Genomic DNA, 22,741 nt, shown 5'->3' on the forward strand with positions numbered 1-22,741 from the left:
AAGTTGTAGAAACTTAGTGTTTTTATTTATTGATATTTATGAATAAATTACATGTTAATGATCACGGTGTTCAAAAGCGTGGCAGCCACTGCTTGCGTCACAGTACGTGTTACAAGCATCAGTTGTTATGCCTGATGGAACATTTAGTGGCTAGAAAAATTCACTTTGGTGATTATTTCACCGCTTCATGAGCGGATTGGCGTTTGACAGTGCGCAGCTTACCTTTTTTCAGATCGCCCAGCACCACAGATTTCGGTCCATCGGCGACGACAGCCCCTTTTTCCATCACGATAATGCGGTCCGCCAAATCGAGCATCGAAGGTTTGTGGGTGATAAGGATCAGCGTTTCACTTGGGCTTAACGAGGAGAGTTGCTGCTTGATGTGCAGCTCAGAGCGGTTATCCATGGCGCTGGTGGGTTCGTCCATGATCAATACTGGTGGACGACCCAGTAATGCTCGGGCTATGGTGATCGCTTGGCGCTGACCGCCGGAAATCAACATACCGCCTTCACCGACTTGGCGCTCAAGTCCGGCTGGATCGCTCTGAGAAAACGCGGTTACGCCAGCACGGTTGGCTGCATCAAGGATGTCACGATCGTCGGCCAACGGACGACCGAGGGTGATGTTGTCACGAATCGAGCCATAAAACAGCTGACTTTCTTGCGGTACACAACCGATGTTGCGTCGAATATCGATATGGTGGAGCTGCGAAATGTCAGTGTTGTCGATACGCACATGGCCCTCAGTGGGTTGATAGAGCCCCATAATCAGGCGCTCAAGAGTGGTTTTCCCTGAGCCAATGCGGCCAATGATCGCAACTTTTTCTCCCGGGCGAATGGTCAAATTCAGATTGCGAATCGCGGCTTGCTGGGAGTTGGGGTAATAGAAAGTGACGTTGTCGAGTTCGATTTTGCCGTGAATGATGGGGCGATGCAGATAGCGCTTGCCACTTTGCTGTTCATCCGGCATGTCCATCACCTGGTTGATGATGGTCATCGCCGATTTGGCTTGATTGTAGCGCGATGAAATTAACGACAGTTGAATCATCGGCGAAATTGCGCGGCCACTAAGCATGGTTGCGGCGATCAGACCGCCCATGGTCAAATTTCCTTCGGCAATCAGATACACGCCAAAAATAATAATACCGACGTTGGCCGACTGTTGCACAAACCCCGCAGCATTTTGAATGCCATCGGTAATTCGGCGACTTTTAATTCCCCAGTTCGCCATATAAGCCACGGCTTCTTCCCAGCGAAACTGAAACTGACTTTGGGCACCGAACAGTTTGACGGTTTCAAGCCCTGCTAAGCTCTCGATCAGGTTGGCGTACTTTTGTGAGGCGAGTCGCGAGCCTTCTTCAATCGCGCGGCGCAGCGGTTTTTGGATCAGTAGCGAATAGACCATCAATATCAAAACCCCGACGACCGGTACATAAACCAGCTCGCCGGCCATCAACCAAATGATCACCAAAAACAGAATCGAAAACGGTAGATCAATCAGTGCACTGATGGTGGCAGAGGTAAAAAATTCTCTTATGGTTTCAAATTCTTGCAAGTGACGTGCAAACGCACCGACCGATGGCGGTTTGGCTTCCATACGAATGCCCATCACTTTGCTGTAGATTTTGGACGAGATCAGAATGTCAGACTTTTTCCCCGCGACGTCGATGAAATAGCTGCGCAGCAGTTTCAGTACCAAATCAAACAGAAAGATCACCACAATGCCACTGGCTAGCACCCACAGGGTGTCAAACGCCAGATTCGGTATGACTTTGTCATAGACTAAGCGAGTAAACATCGGCGCCGCGATGGCAAACAGGTTAATCAGAATGGAAGCGATCAATACATCGCGATAAATGCGTTTACTTTGCCATATCGTGCCCCAAAACCAATGGCGATGATCTTGTTTGAGAATTTCAGGGGAACGTTCATCGTAGCGAAATTGCTTTTTGACCAAAAAGTAGCGACCAATGAAGAGATCGTCCAATTCGGAAAATGCCATGCTAATCGGCACAAACCCTGAGTCCGCGGTGACCACTTCCACTTGGTTATCATCAAGGTTGAGTTTGTTGAGCACGCAAGCGTCGCCATTACGCAGCAGTAAAACCACAGGCAATACCAAGGGTGAAATGGTTTTTAGCGCAGCGCGATTTTCTCTGGCAACCAAACCTGCTCGCTCGGCAGAACGCGGAAACAGAAATGGGGTTAATTTGCCGTCGCTAAGCGGCAAACCGTTGATCAGCGCCTCTGGAGAATTGGCCAATCCATAGTAACGACTAACATAAATAAGAGAATTGAGTAACGCGTCATGCATCATCGCACCCTTGGTTATTGAGTTATCTATCCACAATGAAACCTTGGAAAACATCGATAAAATGTTGAGACAAAAAGTTAAGTTGCGTCTGTGTTTCGACCCGCGAGGCGATAGTGACAATGCCAAGATCGTGCGCGGTACGGGAAATGGACGTTAGCGTGAATTTCTGTTTTTCATCGTCAAGGTGATGGGTAAACAGGTAATCGAGTTTGACGTACGCTGGACGAAATTCATTGATGTAATCGAGTGATTGGAAGTGGCGCCCGTAGTTGTCGACGCCAAAATCCGCCCCTGAGCTGCGCACCGCGTGGCAAAATAGCGCAGTGTGGTGTGGTGAGTGAATAAAGCTCGCCTCTGGGATTTCAAAGTGGAGTTGCTCGGCAACTTGGCTATGACCTGTGAGTAAATTGGTTATCCAGCGAATAAAACTGGGCTGAGAAATACTTGAAGGCGCGATATTAATCGCAAAGCGTCCACTCAACTCTTTGGCGGCCAATTTCTCGATTAAAGTGCGAATGACGTATTGGTCAAACAGATGGCTGGCGTGAAGCTGCTCAAGCGCAAACAGATATTGGTTGGCGCCGTAGGTTTTGCCGTCTTTGACTATGGTTGAAAACACTTCGCTATGATAGGACTGTCCTTGGCTGTTATTGGCGGACTGAAAACGAAACTCGACCCAGTCATTTGAGATCGCCTCTTCAACCAATTGACGCCACTGACTTTTACCCATCACTTGTTCTGACGCTTGGGCAGCGATAAATCCGTAGTCGAGTTCAGGGTTCGATTTCGATTGCGCTAAGGCGTTATCAAGTAAACTGAGAATCGCGCTACTTGAGTGGGTGTCTTTGGTGTACACCACGCCAAGTGCTAGGTTTTCAGAGACCACACCCAAGGGGTCTAAGTTGAGGTTATTGATGTAACCTTTGATATTGACCGCCATTTGCTTGAGCTGAGATTCGTCCATATTGGGGAAGATGAACGCAAATTCGTTCGCAGAAATACGCGCGATGATGGCATTGGGGGCGGTGATTGACACCATGAGTTGCGACGCGACTTCTTGAACTGTGTTATCTCCGGCTTCGTAGCCTTTGTCGTCATAAAGCTCTTTGATGAACATCGCTTCTAGAATGGCGACGCCGCCCATGCCTCTATCACCTAGCCAAGCATTCAACTGATTCATGTAGTAAGCGCGGTTACCGAGTTTTGACACCGGGTCAATATAGGCTCGTTCACGCAGTTGCTGCGCTTCTTGGGCTTGGGCTTTAAACGACTTTTCCACTTGGGCAGACATGCGATTAATGCCATCCACCACATAGATGAGGTCTTGAGTATTGGGCCGTGGCAGAGGTTGACCAAATTGGTTTTTCGCCACTTGCTCCATCTTGGTGACAATCAGTTGCAGCGGCTTTAGAGCGCGCTTTAGGATAAAAGCGATCGCCAAAATACCGATAACGAACACACCAATAAATGCGATACCTAAGCGAATAAAGGCAGTCCATAACTGACTATAGGCGCTGCCCGGGTGACTGACGATTTCGACTTCGGCTAACTGCATCCAGCCGCTGGTCACCACGCGGCGCTCATGAATTTTGCCAAACAGATTCAGGTTAGTGAACCACTTCGGAACGTTGCTTGGATGAATCGGATAGGTGCGGACGATTTCATCACCGCTATCAAGAAAGACCAACCTGACGACTGAATAGCTACTGCCATCAAATAGAGCGTTAATCACGGACTCAACCGCTACTTGGTCTTTCTTTTCTAAATAAGGGGCGAGAGCAAGCCCGACCGTGTTGATCGTGTTACTAACTTCCGAACGCTGTTGTTGCTCAAGGTTTTGGCGGGTGGTGTTAAACTCAATCACAAACACCGATGCCATTAGCATCAGAAACACCGCGACCGTACCTGCGACTAATTGTTTATATAACGTCATTATGCCTTTTAATCATAAGTTGCTATTGGTTTATTTAAATTCAGCGAGCGCTCACGATCTCTTAAGTCATTCCATAAGCTGAGTCTAGATGACTCTCCCGCTAACTGCCCCTGATTTGACTTCATTAACCACAAATTTTTACCGTTAAAGCTATAAATTGGCAGGAGATCTTTGCGCGTGGAGGCACGTTTTATTACTGGATTAATGTTATCCAAAATGACCGGTTCTGCGCTGGGCTTTTCATAGTACGCAAGAACCATATGGAATTGATTAAGCGTTATTGCCTTAACATACACTAGGCGAAGTTTATTATCTGAGACACCTAGCTCAAGCAACGAAAAGTACTTGGCGATGGTAAAATCTTCGCAGTCGCCGGCATTACTGCCTAAGAATTCTAGTGGAGTGGCCCAGTAATCGTTTTTACCCCAAAGGTTTATATCATTGACAAAGTTTAGCTGATTAAAAAATTGGTTCACTTTTTCCAGCTTTTGTTTCTCGCTTAAACTTTGATAATCGGCCATTTCACTGCGCCAAGTTTCGACGCGTTTTGCTGCGCGCTGCCCGTATACCGAGCGCACCGCTTCCACCCACTTTTGCTCTTGAGGACTGAGCGCAAAGGAAAGCGATGAGATGAACACAAACAGCAACCCTAACAGCCAATATTTCATATCAGCTGCGCAGGGTTTTGAAAGTTAATAGAGCCTGACTTGGCATGGTTATTCCTTTAAAGCATTCTGTTTGGCACTTAGAATCGGCGTAAGTAAATACTCCATCACAGTGCGTTTACCAGTAATAATATCGACCGATGCCGTCATTCCTGAAATGATGGGTAAACTGGTGTCGTGATTAAGCGAGGTTTCCTTGGTTCGAACTCGCACTAAATAGTAACTGTTGCCTTCTTCATCTTGAGTGGTATCGGCGCTAATGTGCTCTAAAGTGCCCGCCAAACCGCCATATTTAGTGAAGTCGTAGGCACTGAATTTGACCACCGCAGGCAGGTTGGGGCGCAAAAAGGCGATGTCTTGCGGCGCGATTTTGGCCTCGACCAGCAGCGTATCTTCGCTGGGCACAATTTCAACAATATCCATCCCAGGCTGAATCACGCCGCCCACGGTGTTGATGTTGAGCGTTTTCACCGTTCCAGTGACCGGTGATATCACCACAGTACGATTGACCCTGTCTTCCAAACCCACCGCCGATTCCGTCAATGCAGACAGTTTATCTTGGGTCTGATTGAGCTTCTCTTGCTGCTCTGAGCGAAACCGCTGCGCCGCTTCAATACGATTAAGCATGGCTTCGCGAATGGTTGACAGTAGCTGCGGAATTTTCAGCTCGCTCGAGGTTAATTCTCGACGAGTATCATTCGCCTGGCGCTGCAATTTGAGCAGTTCGATTTGCGGCACTACCCCTTCTTCTGCCAGCGGTTGTGTGATTTCAAGTTCGCGCTGAGCGAAATTGTAACTGGCTCTCAGATTACTGACTCGAGCTCGAATTTCAATCAGATCTTGTTGTTTTTGTTTAACTTGTTGGTCGAGTTGCGAGATTTTATTGCGCAGATTATTGAGATCTAAATGGTACTCAACCGTCTGACGCGACACCAAATCGGCGCGCTGCTGTTCAAAGTCTGGTGGAAACGAAAGTAGGGTATCGTTGATGATGACGTTTTGTTGCCAGTTTTTTTCGTCAAATTGATTGTTGATGATGACGCTGTCGATGGAGGCTGAAAGCTGATAGACGTTAGCCCGCAGGTTCGCCACTTGTTGCTCACGTTCGCGAAAATCGGAGCGAAAGCGGGTATCGTCGATCAACAGTAGTTGCTGACCTTTTTTTACTTGCTGGCCTTCGCGCACCAAAATCTCTTTGACGAGTCCACCCTCTAAGTTTTGTACTACTTGCACTTGGGAAGAGGGCACCACTTTACCTTGACCTTTGGTAACCTTATCGAGCTGCGCCCAACTTGACCAGGCCACTGCGGCTGCAAAAAATAGCACCATGATCCAAAGCATGAGCCGAGCGCTGGTTGGTGTATTGAGAAGCAGCGCGGCCGTTTTGTCATCGACGTAACCGAGTTCATTGGCAGACAGTTTGTTATAGCCATTTTTGCTCATAATGGTCCTTGCAGATAAGTAGCTTAACCAAATGCTTAGCGCTGTCTGCGTTTTGCAGCAGGCGGATACTTTGTATTTTAGAAGCAGTTGACGTGATACGAGAACTAATTGACCATTTCGCATCAGAATCCAATGGGTGGCGGCTTGTGTTATCGCCGAGATCGGCGCACAATCTAGCAAAAAATAGCTGGGAGTTAAGATGGAACTTGAAGACATTCGTCGCGAATACATAAAAGGTGGTTTGAGACGAAAAGATTTATTGGCTGACCCAATTAAGCAGTTTGATATTTGGTTGCAACAAGCGATTGCTGCGAAGTTCACGGATCCAACGGCGATGACCGTCGCGACCGTTGATGAGCATGGTCAACCGTTCCAACGTATTGTTTTATTGAAGCATCTTGATGATAACGGTTTCGTGTTTTACACCAATTTAGGCAGCCGTAAAGCGCAGCAGATTGGTCACAACAACAAAGTCAGTTTGCATTTCCCTTGGCACCCGCTTGAGCGTCAAGTTCATGTGACCGGCGTGGCTGAAAAACTGTCTATGGCTGAGAACATCAAATACTTTGCCTCACGCCCTAAAGACAGCCAAATAGCCGCTATTGCCAGCAAACAGAGCAGTCGTATTTCTGCACGTGGTGTATTGGAAGGTAAGTTTCTTGAATTAAAACAGAAGTTTGCTAACGGTGAAGTGCCAGTGCCAAGTTTCTGGGGAGGCTTTCGAGTCAAACCGCAGAGCATTGAATTTTGGCAAGGTGGGGAACATCGCTTACATGACCGCTTCCTATTTAGTAAACACGAGCAAAGCTGGGATATTGACCGTTTAGCACCTTAATTTCTTGATAGAAGCCAAGTGATTAAAGGTTGGTCATTGAGTACCGTTCGGGCGCGTTCTGAGCGGTGCTGGCCATATTTAACACCACGGAAAGTTGTGTTTTTAATAAGCTTTGCGGAATATGCGAACCAAAGCCATATTCTAAGGCTTTTTCTATCAGTTGCACCTTACTCAACACTTCAAACTTTTCTCTTAGCTTGACGATATAACCTTCAAACGTTTTCACCGAAATATTCATCACATCTGCGATAAATTGCGGCTTTTTTCCACATAGCAGCAAAAACAGGGTTTCTGCCTCGCGAGGGCTCAACTTGTCGCTCAATTGAGCGAATTTGGCTTGGTTGGATACTGGGCTGATGTTTGGGTTTGGCGCGCTTTGACATACCCAGTGGCCAATCTCAAGTAGCGCGGCATCGGTCAAGTCTTGGGCGAAAAAAATGGTGCCTTGTACTTTACCGTCGTAGTCAAACCAAGGCCGTTTAGTGAAAATATGTGCGCGCCAACGGCCATCTGGATAGGGATGAATATCCAGAATTTTCAGCTCTTGCCCGGTTTCCACCACCAAGCGATCTTGGGCTTTAAATGCCTCGGCACATTTGGCGGTCGGGCTTGGTAAATCGCAGTCACTTAAACCAATGCACTGTTCTGGCGAGCTAAAGCCAACCAGTTCAGAATAGGATTGGTTTACATACACGAAAACCGAATCCATATTTTTGCATCCCCAGTAACCGGGAATCTGTTTCAACAGCGAAACGAATTGGTTGTCCACAGTGAGCTATCCTGCCTTTGCAAATCGAGTGAGGGACGGGAAGTGTTCGTCTATGACTTTGTGCGACTTATGCGGCAAGAAAAGTAAATGCAATCAGAGGAAAAAAGAAAGCCAGTCGGGGGGAGCCGACTGGCGAATAAGAACACGAGTCGTGGAAGAGAGTCGGTTCTTACTAACAGCAAAGTGCTGCATTGAGACATATCAACAGAAGAACCATAGCTGTTAGGGATAGCGCTACGGCTCTAAAATTTAAATTAACGGGATTGTGAGAAAGGCAAAAGGGGGGATTTCCCTCCCCCTAAATGACACGCTGTGGGCTAAATTACCGTGTTTGGCTGAGATTATTTTAGCGTACGTACGACACGGAATCCGACGTAGTTTGCGGTCGCACTTGGGTCGATAAACAGTTGCTGATGTGAGGCCGACATTTCAGGTGAGAAGTTCCAAGCTCCGCCCTTAGCCACGCCACGCTCATCGCTGGTCCACTGCCACACATTGCCCACGGTATCGTAAATACCGATTGGGTTCGGAGAGAAGCTTTTCACTGGCGCAGTGCTGACATTTGACCACGGTGAACCACTCCAACCGGTATTGGCTTGTCCTGCTTTAAACTCGTCTCCCCACCAGTAGTGAGTATGTTTTCCGGCTCGTGCGGCGATTTCCCACTCTTCTTCAGTCGGAAGGCGGTAGTGGAAACCGGTGAATTTACTCAGCCAGGAAATATAGGCCTCAGCATCATTGCGGCTGACACACACAACTGGTGAGTCTGGGGTTTGTTTAAAGCCAGGGTTACGCCAATAACTTTGTGAAATCGCAGTAATATCAGAGTCTTTTATTGTGGTGCAGATATTTTTTAGCTCTGCATCGGATTGATATTGCGTGCTGTCGACAAAGGTTTCAAATTGGCGAACCGTGACCGGAGTGACACCAATTGCGAAAGCATGATCAAGGCGAACCTGATGCGAAGCGCTTTCGCCAATGTAGTATTGTCCTGGAGTAATCGTAACTAAATCAGGGGCTTTGAGCTTTCCTTTCACCGAATCAGCAAACTGATGACCCGGTTTGAGGCGATTTTCGTACTCATGTAACACCGCGCGCAGTGACTGATCTGAATGAATGGTGATTTCTTGGCTGAACGGGCGATAACCTGATTTTGAAATGGTGACTTGATGCTTTCCGGTTGGCAGCATGACTTCAACCGGAGTGCTGCCGTAAGAAACGCCGTCGATGACGACGTGATCGTCATATTGGTTAGAACGGACATTGAGACTGACCCAAGCCACTTCTTGCGGCGCGATCAACTCACTGTCGCTGACGCCCGGCGCAAAACAGTATTTGGTTTCGATGCCAAGCAGTTGGCAGGCCACGCGTTCGGCGGCCCGCGCTTCTAGTGTTACGTCTAAAATCGCACGGTAACGACTGCCATCGTAGAAACCGGATTCGGTGACATTATGGCTTAAGACATGAATATTCAGAGAGACATTCGCCGCGTGCTGGCGAACAATTGGCGCTTCACTGGTATTGCTTAATAGCTCGGCTTGGAACTGTTTGACCGCTTTTTGCAGGCTGAGGTCGCGCGTCTGTTGGTCACACTGGGCAAGGGTCATTGTCGCTTGGCAGCGATTGGTAAAACTGACTTTCAAAGTTGATTGAGGCTTGAGCTCATTTTTTAATCGGTCTGCACGAGCCCGTAATCTAGCGATAGATAATTCACTCATCGCCTGTTTTAAGCCATCGACTGTGGCTTGCTTCGTATCGTAGTCGCTTTTAAGCTCCGCCAATTTTTGCTGCGCTTCCAAGCGTAAGATTTGGCTTTGTTTGACGTCTGCCCAAGATTGTTGGTAAGTCTGCTGAGTGGCCGAGATATCCAAATTGGGATCGTCGATCATGCGTTGGTAATCGCGTTCAAGATTACTCTTGGCTTTGGCAAGCGCTTTGTCGCGGCTTTGCGCTTGTTGACTGAGCTGGCGCAGTAAGGTTTGTTGCGCGCTCACTTGAGCTTGCTGCTCATCAAGCGCTTTGCGCGCCGCAGTAAGTTCGGATTGTTTGCTCGTTAACGTGCTATCGATATCGGTCACTGTGGTTGGTAACACTTCAGCGAAGGCGGAAGACGTTACGACACCAGGCAATAAAGCGAGTAATAAAACGGGTAAACCTAAGCGCATTCTCATTCTACTTCAATCATTAATGAAAGGTTTCATCAGGCTAAAAACTCAACACGCCAAAGCAATCAAAAAGTGGTGACTATTGCAATGGCGTGGTTTAAACAGCGGTGGTTAAAACATCTAAACTGAATCGTGGCTTTAGCTGTCTTTATTCGGTCTCAATTTGACCCAAACCGTGTCATTTTCCGTCACCGTAATGGTGCGGTTATAGGTTTCGTAACCCTCTTTGGATACTGTGACTTGGTGATTGCCTCGTGGCAATACCACTTCAACAGGGGTACTGCCATAGTCAACACCGTTGATCACGACATCGTCGTTGTATTGATCAGAGCGAACCGTCACGTTGGCCCAAGATGGATCTTGCTTGCTATTTGGGGCCTTAGATTGCTCTTTCAGGCAGTAACGACTCGCGACGTTCAGCAGTTTACAAGCGGCAATGGCTTCTGGTTTTGCCTGTAGCTGAGCTTGCATTTGGGTGAAGTAATTGTTGTTGCCTTCAAATCCCGAACGTACAAATTGGCTTTCTTGCACATGAATATTGAGCTCAACACCTTGAGCATTGCGTTTAGCAATGGTCGATTCGGTTAGGCTGTCCATCAAGTTTTCACGAAACGCTTTAACGGCTTTTTGCTTAGTCAGATGTTTGCCTTGATTTGAACATTGGCCAAGAGTCATGGTCGCAGAACAGGTGGTTTGATATTGGGTTTCCACAACTTGGCTTTCGCGCAGCTCAGCATCCAAACGTTTAACGCGCGCTTCGACTTTTTGCTCGGTTAAGTACGAGAGCTCTGAGTTTAAGCGGGCTTGCTTTTGTTTGATTTGCGACAGACGCATTTCGTTTTCAGTGATCGCTTGCTGGTTTTCAAGCTGCGCGGCTTGGTTATCTTTTACCGCCGCCCAAGATTCCTGATAACTTTTTTGAAAAGAGACCAAATCAATATCGGGATCGTCTAATAGACGACTGTACTGTTTGTCCAGTGCCGATTTTGCGCGATTACGCTTGGCGTCTAAATCCTGCCCGTCACGTTTTAGCTTGGCTTGCTCATTCTTTAGTTGCTGAAGTTTGTCTGCCTCTAAGCCATATTCTTTGGCCATAGCATCCAATTCAGCATGTTTATTACTTAGCTTGGTATCGATCGCGGAAATCGGGTCCACTGGAGTGACTTCTTCCGCTGAAATCGCTACCGACGCCCAAAGTGGGCATAGCGCCAGTAACAGCGCTGGGGTTCGATGTAATATCATAGGTCCCTGCAATCAATTAACGTAGTTACATCACCAATGTGAATAGACAAACTTTTGACGGTCCTCAATATGAAAACGGTCTGTTATAGATTTTTAGTATTGGCTGGTCGCTTTCATAAAGTGTTAGACCCTAACTGCTTGTATGTAATATGAAAGTACCACTGTTCATTGTGAGCAGATAAATTAAATATGCAAGAAGATAAACCGAACTCCGTGCGTGATCTTGAGCAGAAATTGCATTCTCCGTAATTTCTGTGCGCTTGATCATTGTTCCAAGAAATGAAGCTAATCAAATTTCATATGGGTGTGATATTACGCATCGTGATGAGATATGCAACTTGGTGCAAAACGGTGTGGGTGAGTATACAAAATTTCGAAAAGGGCGCGTTTTGGTATACCATCACAGACTGTTAATTCGTGAACCATGAATGATGGAAAAAGAGCCTTTTATAACGCTGTTAAATAGTCATGCGGATGCCAAACTTTTGTCGCCTCGCCCTGCTGAGCTGATAACCTTGCCGTCGTATATGGATTGTCATGATCACGCTTATACGCAGATTGTTATCGGTCTAAAAGGCCAGGCTGAATTTGAAGTGCGTGGCCTTGGCAATATGGTTGGGCCAGGGCAGGGCTGTGTGGTGACGCCAGAAACGGATCATGCGTTTGGTGGCGTGCAGACGCAGTCGGATATTTTGGTGCTCAATCTGCCGCTACCAAGCGAAGATAATCCGTTGATGGTACAGCGAATCAATGAGCTTAATCGTTCGGATACCTACTTTAAGCTCGATAATCAAATTCAACGCATCATTCATATGCTGGTCTCTGAGATGTCTTCCCATCCTGATGATTTACTGCTGAGCCGCGCCTGCAACGATACTGTGATTGCGCTTTTGCAGCGTCATATCACCGCGTTTCAAACCACGCGCAAAGAGTCGCGCTTTGATCTTGATGCGATTGACCGCTATATCGAAACCCATATCGGGCATCGTATTAGCGTCGCGCAACTCGCTGGGAGCGTTTATCTTGGCGAAAGCCAGTTCCATATGTTGTTCAAAGAGCAAATGGGTATTACGCCTCATCAATACGTGTTGGGAAAACGAATCGATTTAGCAAAACTACTGATTGAAAAAGGCGAGTTGTCGTTTGGCCAAATCGCCGATATCACGGGCTTTTCAGGACAAAGCACTTTCACCCACTCTTTTTCTCGCCTGCAGGGCATGTCACCATCTCAATACAAAAAGCAATATTCTGTTAAATAGTAAAAATTTAGTGGAATAAAATATTAGTAACTTGAGTGTGATATTGTTTTTGCTTTGTTAATAAACAGAGAAATCAGCAAAAAGCTCGGAGTTTTTGACAAGTATTCCAAGCAACCTCACAATACACTGCTAGCCATTGTAGGAAAGTCCGGATATTCAGCTCCGGAAGTGAGATTGAGGAACACGCATGTTTACTGCGACCGATGTGTTGAAAACCGAGTTTGTCGAGCAACCGCTTGAGAAACTTTGGTCACTGATCTCGCCACTTTATATGGTGGACGAATCACAATGGCTAGAGCAACTTTTACCGCTCGCTTCGTCTGATGCTGCTGAGAAGCAGTTAGTGGAACAGAAAACCACGCAGTTAATCGAAGCGATTCGTGCCGATAAAAAATCGATTCAAATGATTGATGCGCTTTTGCTTGAGTACAGCCTAGATACTCAAGAAGGCATTCTATTGATGTGTTTGGCCGAAGCTTTAATGCGAGTGCCAGATGCCGCCACTGCCGATGCGCTGATCAAAGATAAGCTCGGTGTTGCTGACTGGAAATCTCACCTAAAGAATTCAGATTCTGTGTTCGTCAATGCGTCAACATGGGGGTTGATGCTGACCGGAAAAGTGGTCGGTCTTAAAGACACTCAACCACCAAGCCCGATTCAAGCCGTGAATAGCTTAGTGAATAAGCTTTCAGAGCCTGTGATTCGCAAAGCGATGCATCAAGCGATGAAAGTGATGGGTTACCAATTTGTGCTTGGTCGCTCAATCGAAGAGGCGCAGAAAAACGGTCGTTCAATGCGCGAGCGTGGCTTTACCTATTCATATGACATGCTGGGTGAAGCGGCATTAACCAGCAGCGATGCGCATAAGTATTTCCAAGATTACCTCACCGCCATTGAAGCGGTTGGGCGCAATACGTACGGCAATGACACCAGTCCAGCGCCATCGGTTTCGATCAAGCTTTCGGCGTTGCATCCTCGCTATGAAGTGGCCAACCATGCTCGAGTGATGAGTGAACTCTATGACACGCTTATCAAATTGCTTGAGCGAGCCATTGCACTGGATGTTGCCATCACCATCGATGCTGAAGAAGCTGACCGTTTAGAGCTGTCTCTTAAACTGTTTGAGAAAGTTTATCGCAGCGACTTAGTACGCGGCTGGGGTAAGTTTGGCCTTGTGGTGCAGGCTTATTCAAAACGTGCATTGCCAGTGCTGGTATGGCTCAATGGTTTGGCGCGTGAGCAAGGTGACTTGATTCCGCTGCGTCTGGTTAAAGGGGCGTATTGGGATAGCGAAATCAAATGGTCGCAACAAGCGGGCTACGATAACTACCCAGTTTACACTCGTAAAGAGTCGACCGATGTGGCGTACTTGGCCTGTGCACGCTTCCTGCTCAGTGAACCAGTGCGCGGTAATATCTTCCCGCAATTTGCCAGCCATAACGCTCAAACCGTCACTTCTATTGCCGTGATGGCTAAGCATAAAGATTTTGAGTTTCAACGTTTACACGGGATGGGCGATTCGCTCTATAACCATGTGATGGAGACTTACAAGCAACCAGTGCGTATCTATGCGCCTGTGGGGAGCCACAAGGATTTGTTGCCGTATCTGGTACGCCGCTTATTAGAAAACGGCGCTAATAGTTCGTTTGTTCACCGTTTGGTGGATGCGCGCTGCCCGGTGAGCAGTTTGACCCAACATCCGATTGATGTGCTCACCAGTTACAAAACGCTGCACAATCCACAAATCATGTTGCCGCCAGATGTGTTCCCAGAACGCAACAACTCGATGGGCGTCAATATCGATATCGAAAGCGAAGCGGCGCCATTTGAACAAAAAGTTGCGCATTTCATGCAACAAACTTGGCAAGCGAGCCCGTTCATCAATGGTCAGTGGCAACACTCTCCAGAGGCGGCGGCAACCAGTTATGTCGAAACGGTCACCGCACCTTATGATCGCAGCGTTGAAGTAGGGCAAGTGATGCATGCTAGCCTTGATCATGTTTCCGAAGCGATCGATGGCGCACAGCAAGCGTTCTCAACTTGGAGTGCGCTAGATAAGAGCAAGCGCGCCGCTTGTCTTGATCAACTGGCCGATCTTCTGGAAGCCAACTTGGCGGAATTGGTCGCGCTGTGTCACAAAGAAGCCGGCAAAACCATTCACGATAGTATTGATGAAGTGCGTGAAGCGGTGGATTTCTGCCGTTACTACGCCAAACAAGCCGATAAACTTGGCGCTATGGTTGTGACTGACTTTAACGATCAAACGCGTCAGGTATCGCGCATTGGACGTGGCGTGTTTGTGTGCATCAGTCCATGGAACTTCCCATTAGCGATTTTCCTTGGCCAGATTAGCGCTGCTTTGGTGGCAGGGAATACCGTGGTAGCGAAACCGGCCGAGCAAACCAGTTTGATCGCGGCGCGCGCGGTTGAGTTAATGCACCAAGCGGGCTTCCCAGCGGGCGTCATTCAACTGCTGCTTGGACGCGGCGCTGATATTGGTAGTGCGCTCACCTCACATAGTGCGATTGCCGGTGTTGCCTTTACTGGCTCCACCGCAACGGCGCAGCGCATTAACTTGACCCTTGCCGAGCGCGATGCTGCGCCAGTGCCATTTATCGCAGAAACTGGCGGCCAAAACGCGATGATCGTCGACAGTACTGCGCTGCCTGAACAAGTGGTGCGAGATGTTCTACGTTCAGCCTTCGCTTCGGCAGGTCAGCGCTGTTCGGCGCTGCGCGTCTTGTACGTGCAAGAAGACATTGCCGATCGCATCGTCAGTTTGATTCAAGGCGCGATGCAAGAACTCAAAGTCGGCTTGCCTTATCTGCATGACACCGATGTTGGGCCTGTGATCGATGCGAATGCACGTCACAAGCTGCAAGCGCATATTGACCGCATGACCAGCACAGAGAAAAAAATCGCCCAGTTAACCTTACCTGAATCATGCAGCAAGGGTGACTTTGTTGCGCCAAGCGCTTTTGAAATCAGCAGCATTAGCGCGCTGAACGAAGAGCAATTTGGGCCAATTTTGCACATCGTGCGTTATAAAGCCAAAGACTTAGCCCAAGTGGTCGCAGACATTAACCAAACCGGTTTTGGTTTGACCATGGGGATTCACAGCCGTAACGAAACCACTTACCGCTGGATTGAGAAACACGTGCGTGTAGGTAACTGCTACATCAACCGCGATCAAGTCGGTGCGGTTGTCGGCGTTCAGCCATTTGGCGGTCAAGGACTGTCGGGGACTGGACCGAAAGCGGGCGGACCACACTACCTGTTCCGTTTTACACAAACGCAATTTTCTTAATTTAGCCCAGTAAGGAGAAAAGTTATGGTACATCACGTTACACGTTTTTCAGATGCTTACTCGGCATGGGAAAATTGGAATCTAACCGACTTTAATTCTCGATGTGAGTGTTTACTTGCATTTAAGAATGCTCTTGTTGAGAGCAGTAACATCGCTGCATCGGTTGCTAACTATCATATCGAGCACGCCGCATCACTGTTGGCAGACTCACACCAGCTTGTTGGACCAACGGGGGAGACGAATGAGCTCTATACCGCAGGTCGAGGCGTTGCGCTGATCATTCAAGATGATCACAGCGAAACGGCGCAACTGGCGGTGATTGCCCAGGTGACAACCGCGCTTATCGCGGGCAACGGCGTGATTTTATGTAGTGACGACACAGCGCTTGCCACGATGCTGGAAAAGGCATTTGTGCAATCTACGATTCCGACTAACTTAATTCAGTTCGCATCCAACGACGCGTATCAACAGCTACTTGAATCGGACGTTCGAGTGTTGGGTTATGTCGGAACGCCTAAGGTTGAGGCTCAACTCAACCGCCAACTGGCAAAGCGTCACGGCGCAATTGTTAGCTTGGTTTCAGAAACGGACACCATCAACACACCTGTTGCTTTGGATCCGCATCTTTCGCTTCGCTTTATCACTGAGCGCACCAGAACCATAAATATTACCGCAGTGGGGGGGAACACCACATTGTTGGAGCTTGGTAGCGAAGCACATTAATGCTTCCCATATGATGCCCCAAGGTCGGGGCATCCAAGGAAGACGACTCATTATTAAGAGGACAAATTTCATGGAAAATAGCTTTGCTATTACAGCGACATTCGTTGTGTATCTGATACTGATGCTCGCCATCGGCGTCATCGCTTATCAACGAACGAAAAACTCATCTGACTACTTTCTAGGTGGACGCTCGCTTGGCCCTTGGCCTGCGGCTCTTTCTGCAGGCGCATCCGACATGAGTGGTTGGTTGTTACTTGGTTTGCCGGGTTATGCGTATGCCGCCGGTTTTGAAGCGTTCTGGCTGGCGGGTGGCTTGCTGGTCGGTACTTGGCTCAACTGGCTGATCTCGGCTAAACGTCTGCGTACCTACAGTATTACGACCGACGCATTGACCTTGCCAGAGTTTCTGTCACGTCGTTTTAACGACAAATCCAAACTTATCCAAACCATTTCGGCGTTCTTCATTCTTCTATTCTTCTTGTTCTATACCAGTTCTGGTCTAGTGGCAGGCGGGAAACTTTTTGAAACTGTGTTTGGTATGGATTACACCACAGCGGTCATTGTTGGCACTATCTGTGTGGTTTCATACACGCTATTTGGTGGTTTCCTTGCGGTATCTTGGACCGACTTAGTTCAGGGGCTATTGATGTCTGCTGCGCTGCTTATCGTACCGATCGCGGCGATGGAAAATGGTTTTGGCCACTTAGGCACTCAACTGAGTGAAATTAACCCTCAGCTGCTAACGCTTTGGAGCGATGTGAAAGGCGAACCGCTTTCGGCGATTGCGATCATCTCTTTGGTGGCTTGGGGCTTGGGTTACTTTGGTCAGCCACACATCTTGGCACGTTTTAAAGCCACACGCTCAAACCGCGATTTAACCACAGCACGTCGCATCGCAGTGGTATGGACAGCACTATCGATGGGCGGCGCATTGCTTGTCGGTATGGTTGGCCTTGTTTACGTGACCAACGCGGGCAGCGTTTCACTAGATGATGGTGAGAAAATCTTCATGCTTTTGGTGAACGCGATGTTCCACCCTGTGATTGCGGGTATTCTGCTGGCGGCGATTCTGGCGGCGATCATGAGTACTGCGGATTCTCAGTTGTTGGTTTCATCATCGGCATTGGCAGAAGATTTCTACAAACAAGTGATTAAGAAAGACGCCAGTTCTGAAGAGATCGTGATGGTTGGCCGTATTGCCGTGGTGGGTTTGTCCATCGTTGCTTTGATTCTGGCGATGACACCAGATAGCTCAGTTCTTGGCCTAGTATCTTACGCGTGGGCAGGTTTTGGCGCTGCATTTGGCCCTGCGATTCTGCTTAGTCTGTTCTGGTCACGCATGAACCGTAATGGCGCATTGGCGGGTATTATCGTCGGTGGTGTGACCATCGTGGTATGGAAACAATTGTCTGGCGGTTGGTTCGATGTTTATGAAATCGTCCCTGGCTTTATCCTCGCGACGATTGCGATCGTTATCGTAAGCCTTATCAGTGGCGAGCCAGAAGACGAAGTCAAGGCTCAGCACGCGACGTACCAAAAACATCTGCAAGAGCTCGATTAATCACTATTCTAGACTGTTAATTTCTCTGTAATTTTTGCCCTGCTTATACGCAGGGCTTTTTTATCGCTCAAGCAATTATTTTCTAGATGAATATTCCAAACTTTTGCAAAGCGATTGCACAGATGGAACTATTTTGCACATGATAGGTCAGTATCCAGTGTTGTATTAATAAAAAAGGAGGAAACCATCATGTCGCGTGCTTATTGTCAGTGTTGTCAGCGTGTAACGAGCCATAAAGTCGTTTTGCAACGTTGCGTAGGCGAAGAGCATTCACTCGTGCAACGTTTTTTCCATTCAATTGCTATGTTATTGCACGGCGACCACTATGTAAAAATGGAAGAGCGAATGATTTGTCGTGAGTGCAACACTCCAGCAGCTGCTAAAGCCGTGGCGCTTACCGATGCGCACACCCACTCAGCTTAACCGTTGAGCATCAAAGCTGAAATTGAATTCGCATCAGTCACGAATTCGTGAATCTGTTTTAGGATAAACACTCAATCTCGTTTACTATCGAAGGCGTTGTCTTATCGCTTTACGAGCATTTCTCAAATGAGTGTTTCATGGATTTAGATCGAATCGACAAAGAAATTTTACGCCTGCTGCATATGAAAGGCCGTCTGCCGCTCGTGGAGCTGGCAAAGCAGGTCAATCTCACCACCTCTCCCTGTTCTGACCGAGTGAAACGCTTGGAAAAAGAAGGCTATATCAAAGGCTACCACGCGGAGTTGAATGCCGAAAAGTTGGGCCTTGATGTTCAGGTTTTTATCCATATTCGCCTTGATCAAACCAGTTTTTCGATCTTTGAAAAGTTCGCCGATGCGGTGGCGGATATGCCGGAAATTGAGGAGTGTTATTCGCTGTCGGGCGACTTTGATACCATGATCAAAGTACGCGTCAAAGATATGAAATCGTATCAACATTTTATGGCGCGTAAACTCGGTACTCTGCCGGGGGTGATTCAAACGCGTAGCGAAGTGGTGATTGAAGAGCACAAGACCAACTTTGGGCTTAACCCTGAGCTTATTTCTACGCTTTAAACTTCGTTGTTTGAGCAATAAAAAAGCCACATTAATGTGGCTTTTTTGCATTTTGCTTAACGTTAATTGTGGTGCACCGCGTTAACCGTTTTGTTCCATATCTTGGCGCTTAATCACTTTGTGACCATCTTCAGTGACGCCTTGTTTCCAGTAGCTGCTGATGTAGATGTTATCACGTTCAACTTGGCGATCGTTTCTAAAGTACTGACGCATGGCGCGCATTGAATCAAACTCACAGGCGCACCATACCGACACCTCGCCTTCAAGCCATTCCAGCTTCGGCACGGCTTGGGCAATGCTTTGATCGGTCAGCCATGTGATCTGCATGTTGTCTGGCGCGTCGAGTGGTTGTTTGTCGGCATCCGATTCTATTTGAATCACTGCGTAGCCTTTGGCATCGCTTGGCAAGCGGCGAATTTTGGCGGATAAAGCAGGCAGCGCGGTCATATCCGCGACCATAAAAAACCACTCGGCTTGCAGATTCATGTTTTGAATCGTGCCAGGGCCGGCAATCTGAATCCCATCACCAACCTGCGCCGACATCGCCCAGCGCGCCGCAAAGCCACTTTGTGGGTCATCGCAAGTGTGGCGTACAAAATCCACTTCAATGGCGTTTTGCTGCGGCATAAAGCGGCGAATGGTGTAGGTGCGCATCGAAGGTCGTGCATCTGGCTCGAGATTTTCGATAGCAGTGCTACCTTGAGGATCAAACAACAACTTTATGTAGCCGCCCTCACAATCGTCAGGAAAGTCAGCAAACGCTTCAGACTCGAGCGTAATGCGTTGCATGTTCGGAGTGATGGTTGTGGTGTTGCTTACTTTTGCGGCTTTGGGCTGAGGCTTTTTCATCGCGTTACTTTCCGATAATTATTCTTGTTCGCATTGAGGTTAACACTTTTCGATCGGACCATAAAAGGGTCATTAAGCAAATTTACACAAGCTTACTGAATCATAGGTAAGGTCGATGCAAGCAGCAACACAGCCATAAAATAGTTGAAGCTGCGCACCCGCTTTGGTGTGGTCAAAAAGTTTTGTAATCGCTGGCCTGCAATCACCCAAACGCTGGCAGACGGAAAGTTAGCGAGCAGAAATACCAGCGAAATTATCATCAAACTCACCCAAGACGAGCTTGGGTTGTAGACACTCACTGCGGTCAACGCCATGGTCCAGCCTTTTGGATTTACCCATTGAAACAGCACTGCCGAGAAAAAACTCATTGGCTGATAATCGGCATTGCTATTTGCAGGCTGGCTGGTGGCAATTTTATACGCCAAATACACTAAATACAGCAAGCTCAAAGTGTTAAGCGCACTGTGAACCATAGGGTAGCGGATAAATACGCCCGTCAGCCCAATACCAACGAGCAGCACCATCAGCGCAAAGCCCAGTGTGACGCCAAGCATATGTGGCAGACTGCGGGTGAAACCGACGTTAGCGCCAGATGTCATCAACATGATGTTGTTTGGCCCAGGGGTAAAGGTGGTGACAAACGCAAACAGCGCAAGGGCGCTAATGTGTGTTAAATCCATAATTGGGTCTCGCAAAAGTGAAGGTTAAAGGGAACGATCGCTCGAGACCATAATAGATAGAAGTGCGAGCAATTTTGTGCTTCTATTTGTTCTATTCGAAAATTTTACGCAATAAAAATTAGCTATGGATAAATTTGACGAAAGAATCTTGCGAGAGCTGCGAGCCAATGGTCGAATCGCCAATGTGGAGTTAGCAGAGCGGGTGGGATTGTCCGCTTCGGCAACACTGCGCCGCGTTCAGGAGTTGGAAAAACAGGGTGTGATCAGCGGTTACAAAGCGCTAGTCAATAAAAGCGCGGTAGGCATTGGTTTTATTGCTTATGTGTCTATTGGGCTTGCAAGCCATAGCAAAAAAGCTCAGCTGGAATTTGAACAGCATGTACAGTTTGTTGATGAAGTGGTGGAGTGTCATAACATTACCGGCGCCAACGAGTACATGTTACGGGTCGAAACCGCTGACCTTCCTGCCTATAAACGCTTTCACGCTGATGTGCTGGGTGAGTGTAAACAAGTGAATGCCATCACCACCATGGTGGTGATGGGCTCGCCAAAAGATGATCGTTGATGCCTATTGGGGGGAGCTTAATTCGTTTGTTGAGTGTGGGTGTTAAGTTTTGCCAAAGCGCGGTGATACAAAAGCCAAGCGCAAACTCCGGCGGCGATATTGCCCACCAGTGCGCCAACAAACAGGCCTTTTAAACCGCCCCACTGCGCGCCAAGCCATAATGCCGGAAGAAAGAAAGCAAACAGGCGCAGCGCCGAGATACTCAGCGCGGTATAGGATTTAGCCAGCGCATTTGATACCGATACCATCAGCATACATACGCCCAGTGGACCAAGGCTGATTGGTACCACCATCAGATGCCAGTTAAGCACCGCTTTAACACTCGCATCGCTGGTCATCAACGTCGAAAGTGGCCCAGAAAGTAGCCAAGTAACCAAAGCGATCAGCAGCTGAAAACCGAGAATAAACTTCACCGCAATCGCTACGAGTTGGCGAATGTCTTGCAGCTGTCTTCCCCCCAACAAACGGCCTATCATAGGCGGCATTGACATAGTGAGCGCCAGCACCGACACAATGGCGAAAAACTCAAAACGCGAGCCCAGCGCCCAAGCCGCTACTGCGGTCGTGCCAAAAGTGGCTAGTAGCTTGGTTGCCAGCATCGAAGAGACGGGCGGCAGCAACTGGCTTATCATTGCCGGCCCCATAATATTGCTGATTGAGGCGACGCTGCGCCAGACGTTGAGATCGCTCCAATCCAAGCTCAACCAGTGTTTGGCGATGACACGTGGCGCGACCACTAAAATCCCTACGCTAAATGCCACAATGGTCGCCAGTGCGGCGCCATTAATGCCCATATCAAACACAAAGATAAACAGCGGGTCGAGAGCGAGATTGAGCACACTGGTGACCATCATCATGGTGCCGGGGAGCATAGTATTGCCGTTGGCGCGGCATAAGCTGTAAAAGAAATACAGCACTGCACCAGTCCAAGCGCTGAGTAGCCAATACAGCCAGTAGCTATCAATAATCGGCATCACGCTGCTTGGCGCACTAAGTAGGGTTAAAATCGGCTCGCGCAGCAGATAAATCAGTACAGAAAAGAGCGCGACACCAATGCTGCCGATGGCAACGACCAAACCACCGAGCTGCTTTGCATAACGCGTATCACCAGCGCCCAGTGCGCGTGAGATCACTGCGGTGGTGGCAATCCCAAGGCCAACTTGCAAACCGATGATCACCATCTGGATGGGGAGCGTAAAACCTTGTGTTGCGAGCGGCAGTACCCCGAGCTGACCGATAAACGCACTGTCGACTAGTTGAAAACTCATTAATGACAAGACGCCGAACAGCATAGGCCAAGTCATCGTAAACAGCTGGCGAGCAAGTGACGGGGAGGTAGAAGTGTTGGCAGACATACATTCTCGCAGATTGAAGAAACAGAAAAGTAAGCCGAA

Annotated in this window: 18 protein-coding genes; 8 read left to right on the top strand and 10 right to left on the bottom strand. The window is 48.1% G+C overall.

The window, feature by feature from the left end:
* Positions 1-172 precede the first annotated feature (172 nt).
* Genes BLS03_RS04285 through BLS03_RS04300 form a run of 4 tightly spaced genes read right to left on the bottom strand, consistent with a single transcriptional unit; the run spans position 173 to position 6,355 of the window.
* Complete coding sequence (locus BLS03_RS04285; protein WP_093270179.1) at positions 173-2,314, bottom strand: type I secretion system permease/ATPase; 2,142 nt, start codon at positions 2,312-2,314, stop codon at positions 173-175.
* 22 nt (positions 2,315-2,336) lie between these two features.
* Complete coding sequence (locus BLS03_RS04290; RefSeq protein ID WP_093270182.1) at positions 2,337-4,247, bottom strand: bifunctional diguanylate cyclase/phosphodiesterase; 1,911 nt, start codon at positions 4,245-4,247, stop codon at positions 2,337-2,339.
* Positions 4,248-4,255: 8 nt separating this feature from the next.
* Positions 4,256-4,915: a transglutaminase-like cysteine peptidase gene (locus tag BLS03_RS04295; RefSeq protein ID WP_093270184.1), complete on the bottom strand. Its 660-nt coding sequence runs from the start codon at positions 4,913-4,915 to the stop codon at positions 4,256-4,258.
* A gap of 48 nt (positions 4,916-4,963) precedes the next feature.
* On the bottom strand, positions 4,964-6,355 hold the full coding sequence (locus BLS03_RS04300) for an HlyD family type I secretion periplasmic adaptor subunit (RefSeq protein ID WP_093270187.1): 1,392 nt from the start codon (positions 6,353-6,355) through the stop codon (positions 4,964-4,966).
* Between the two features lie 199 nt (positions 6,356-6,554).
* On the opposite strand from BLS03_RS04300, the gene pdxH reads away from it, so the two are divergent.
* Positions 6,555-7,190 (top strand): pyridoxamine 5'-phosphate oxidase, encoded by a 636-nt coding sequence (gene pdxH, locus BLS03_RS04305; protein WP_093270189.1) that lies wholly within the window; start codon positions 6,555-6,557, stop codon positions 7,188-7,190.
* Positions 7,191-7,212: 22 nt separating this feature from the next.
* On the opposite strand, the gene BLS03_RS04310 is transcribed toward pdxH, so the two are convergent.
* The 3 genes from BLS03_RS04310 to BLS03_RS04320 all read right to left on the bottom strand — a co-directional run bounded on the left by BLS03_RS04310 (position 7,213) and on the right by BLS03_RS04320 (position 11,366).
* Positions 7,213-7,959: a helix-turn-helix transcriptional regulator gene (locus tag BLS03_RS04310; protein WP_093270191.1), complete on the bottom strand. Its 747-nt coding sequence runs from the start codon at positions 7,957-7,959 to the stop codon at positions 7,213-7,215.
* A gap of 341 nt (positions 7,960-8,300) precedes the next feature.
* The gene (locus tag BLS03_RS04315) at positions 8,301-10,124 is read right to left on the bottom strand and encodes an SUMF1/EgtB/PvdO family nonheme iron enzyme (RefSeq protein WP_093270194.1); all 1,824 of its coding nucleotides are present in this window, start codon (positions 10,122-10,124) and stop codon (positions 8,301-8,303) included.
* A gap of 138 nt (positions 10,125-10,262) precedes the next feature.
* Entirely contained in the window at positions 10,263-11,366 is a 1,104-nt protein-coding gene (locus BLS03_RS04320; RefSeq protein ID WP_093270197.1) for a PEGA domain-containing protein, read from the bottom strand.
* Between the two features lie 431 nt (positions 11,367-11,797).
* On the opposite strand from BLS03_RS04320, the gene BLS03_RS04325 reads away from it, so the two are divergent.
* From BLS03_RS04325 to BLS03_RS04350, 6 genes are all read left to right on the top strand, one after another.
* A complete protein-coding gene (locus BLS03_RS04325) occupies positions 11,798-12,625 on the top strand; it encodes an AraC family transcriptional regulator (RefSeq protein ID WP_093270323.1) in 828 nt (275 codons plus the stop codon).
* 187 nt (positions 12,626-12,812) lie between these two features.
* Positions 12,813-15,932 (top strand): bifunctional proline dehydrogenase/L-glutamate gamma-semialdehyde dehydrogenase PutA, encoded by a 3,120-nt coding sequence (gene putA / locus BLS03_RS04330; RefSeq protein WP_093270200.1) that lies wholly within the window; start codon positions 12,813-12,815, stop codon positions 15,930-15,932.
* Positions 15,933-15,956: 24 nt separating this feature from the next.
* Complete coding sequence (locus tag BLS03_RS04335; protein ID WP_093270203.1) at positions 15,957-16,655, top strand: 1-pyrroline-5-carboxylate dehydrogenase; 699 nt, start codon at positions 15,957-15,959, stop codon at positions 16,653-16,655.
* Positions 16,656-16,725: 70 nt separating this feature from the next.
* Positions 16,726-18,216, top strand: a complete 1,491-nt coding sequence (gene putP, locus BLS03_RS04340; protein WP_093270206.1) for a sodium/proline symporter PutP — start codon at positions 16,726-16,728, stop codon at positions 18,214-18,216.
* A 189-nt stretch (positions 18,217-18,405) separates the two neighbouring features.
* On the top strand, positions 18,406-18,639 hold the full coding sequence (locus tag BLS03_RS04345) for a hypothetical protein (RefSeq protein ID WP_093270209.1): 234 nt from the start codon (positions 18,406-18,408) through the stop codon (positions 18,637-18,639).
* A 137-nt stretch (positions 18,640-18,776) separates the two neighbouring features.
* Entirely contained in the window at positions 18,777-19,253 is a 477-nt protein-coding gene (locus BLS03_RS04350; RefSeq protein WP_093270211.1) for an Lrp/AsnC family transcriptional regulator, read from the top strand.
* An 81-nt stretch (positions 19,254-19,334) separates the two neighbouring features.
* Here BLS03_RS04350 and BLS03_RS04355 read toward each other — a convergent pair whose 3' ends face one another.
* Together BLS03_RS04355 and BLS03_RS04360 are read right to left on the bottom strand one after the other, a co-directional pair.
* Complete coding sequence (locus BLS03_RS04355; protein WP_093270214.1) at positions 19,335-20,102, bottom strand: siderophore-interacting protein; 768 nt, start codon at positions 20,100-20,102, stop codon at positions 19,335-19,337.
* A gap of 92 nt (positions 20,103-20,194) precedes the next feature.
* The gene (locus BLS03_RS04360; protein ID WP_093270217.1) at positions 20,195-20,782 is read right to left on the bottom strand and encodes a LysE family translocator; all 588 of its coding nucleotides are present in this window, start codon (positions 20,780-20,782) and stop codon (positions 20,195-20,197) included.
* 124 nt (positions 20,783-20,906) lie between these two features.
* Here BLS03_RS04360 and BLS03_RS04365 point away from each other — a divergent pair, with 124 nt between their 5' ends.
* Positions 20,907-21,347 carry an Lrp/AsnC family transcriptional regulator gene (locus BLS03_RS04365; RefSeq protein ID WP_093270220.1) on the top strand — a complete coding sequence of 147 codons (441 nt, stop codon included), beginning with the start codon at positions 20,907-20,909 and terminating at the stop codon, positions 21,345-21,347.
* Between the two features lie 17 nt (positions 21,348-21,364).
* Here BLS03_RS04365 and BLS03_RS04370 read toward each other — a convergent pair whose 3' ends face one another.
* On the bottom strand, positions 21,365-22,702 hold the full coding sequence (locus tag BLS03_RS04370) for an MATE family efflux transporter (protein WP_093270222.1): 1,338 nt from the start codon (positions 22,700-22,702) through the stop codon (positions 21,365-21,367).
* Positions 22,703-22,741: the final 39 nt, after the last annotated feature.

The sequence above is a fragment of the Vibrio xiamenensis genome, assembly GCF_900100015.1.
Classification (GTDB): domain Bacteria; phylum Pseudomonadota; class Gammaproteobacteria; order Enterobacterales; family Vibrionaceae; genus Vibrio; species Vibrio xiamenensis.

Coding starts and splice junctions, on each gene's coding strand:
- BLS03_RS04285 (WP_093270179.1), bottom strand. CDS start 2,314: ATGCATGACGCGTTACTCAATTCTCTTATTTATGTTAGTCGTTACTAT.
- BLS03_RS04290 (WP_093270182.1), bottom strand. CDS start 4,247: ATGACGTTATATAAACAATTAGTCGCAGGTACGGTCGCGGTGTTTCTG.
- BLS03_RS04295 (WP_093270184.1), bottom strand. CDS start 4,915: ATGAAATATTGGCTGTTAGGGTTGCTGTTTGTGTTCATCTCATCGCTT.
- BLS03_RS04300 (WP_093270187.1), bottom strand. CDS start 6,355: ATGAGCAAAAATGGCTATAACAAACTGTCTGCCAATGAACTCGGTTAC.
- pdxH (WP_093270189.1), top strand. CDS start 6,555: ATGGAACTTGAAGACATTCGTCGCGAATACATAAAAGGTGGTTTGAGA.
- BLS03_RS04315 (WP_093270194.1), bottom strand. CDS start 10,124: ATGCGCTTAGGTTTACCCGTTTTATTACTCGCTTTATTGCCTGGTGTC.
- BLS03_RS04320 (WP_093270197.1), bottom strand. CDS start 11,366: ATGATATTACATCGAACCCCAGCGCTGTTACTGGCGCTATGCCCACTT.
- BLS03_RS04325 (WP_093270323.1), top strand. CDS start 11,798: ATGGAAAAAGAGCCTTTTATAACGCTGTTAAATAGTCATGCGGATGCC.
- putA (WP_093270200.1), top strand. CDS start 12,813: ATGTTTACTGCGACCGATGTGTTGAAAACCGAGTTTGTCGAGCAACCG.
- BLS03_RS04335 (WP_093270203.1), top strand. CDS start 15,957: ATGGTACATCACGTTACACGTTTTTCAGATGCTTACTCGGCATGGGAA.
- putP (WP_093270206.1), top strand. CDS start 16,726: ATGGAAAATAGCTTTGCTATTACAGCGACATTCGTTGTGTATCTGATA.
- BLS03_RS04345 (WP_093270209.1), top strand. CDS start 18,406: ATGTCGCGTGCTTATTGTCAGTGTTGTCAGCGTGTAACGAGCCATAAA.
- BLS03_RS04350 (WP_093270211.1), top strand. CDS start 18,777: ATGGATTTAGATCGAATCGACAAAGAAATTTTACGCCTGCTGCATATG.
- BLS03_RS04355 (WP_093270214.1), bottom strand. CDS start 20,102: ATGAAAAAGCCTCAGCCCAAAGCCGCAAAAGTAAGCAACACCACAACC.
- BLS03_RS04360 (WP_093270217.1), bottom strand. CDS start 20,782: ATGGATTTAACACACATTAGCGCCCTTGCGCTGTTTGCGTTTGTCACC.
- BLS03_RS04365 (WP_093270220.1), top strand. CDS start 20,907: ATGGATAAATTTGACGAAAGAATCTTGCGAGAGCTGCGAGCCAATGGT.
- BLS03_RS04370 (WP_093270222.1), bottom strand. CDS start 22,702: ATGTCTGCCAACACTTCTACCTCCCCGTCACTTGCTCGCCAGCTGTTT.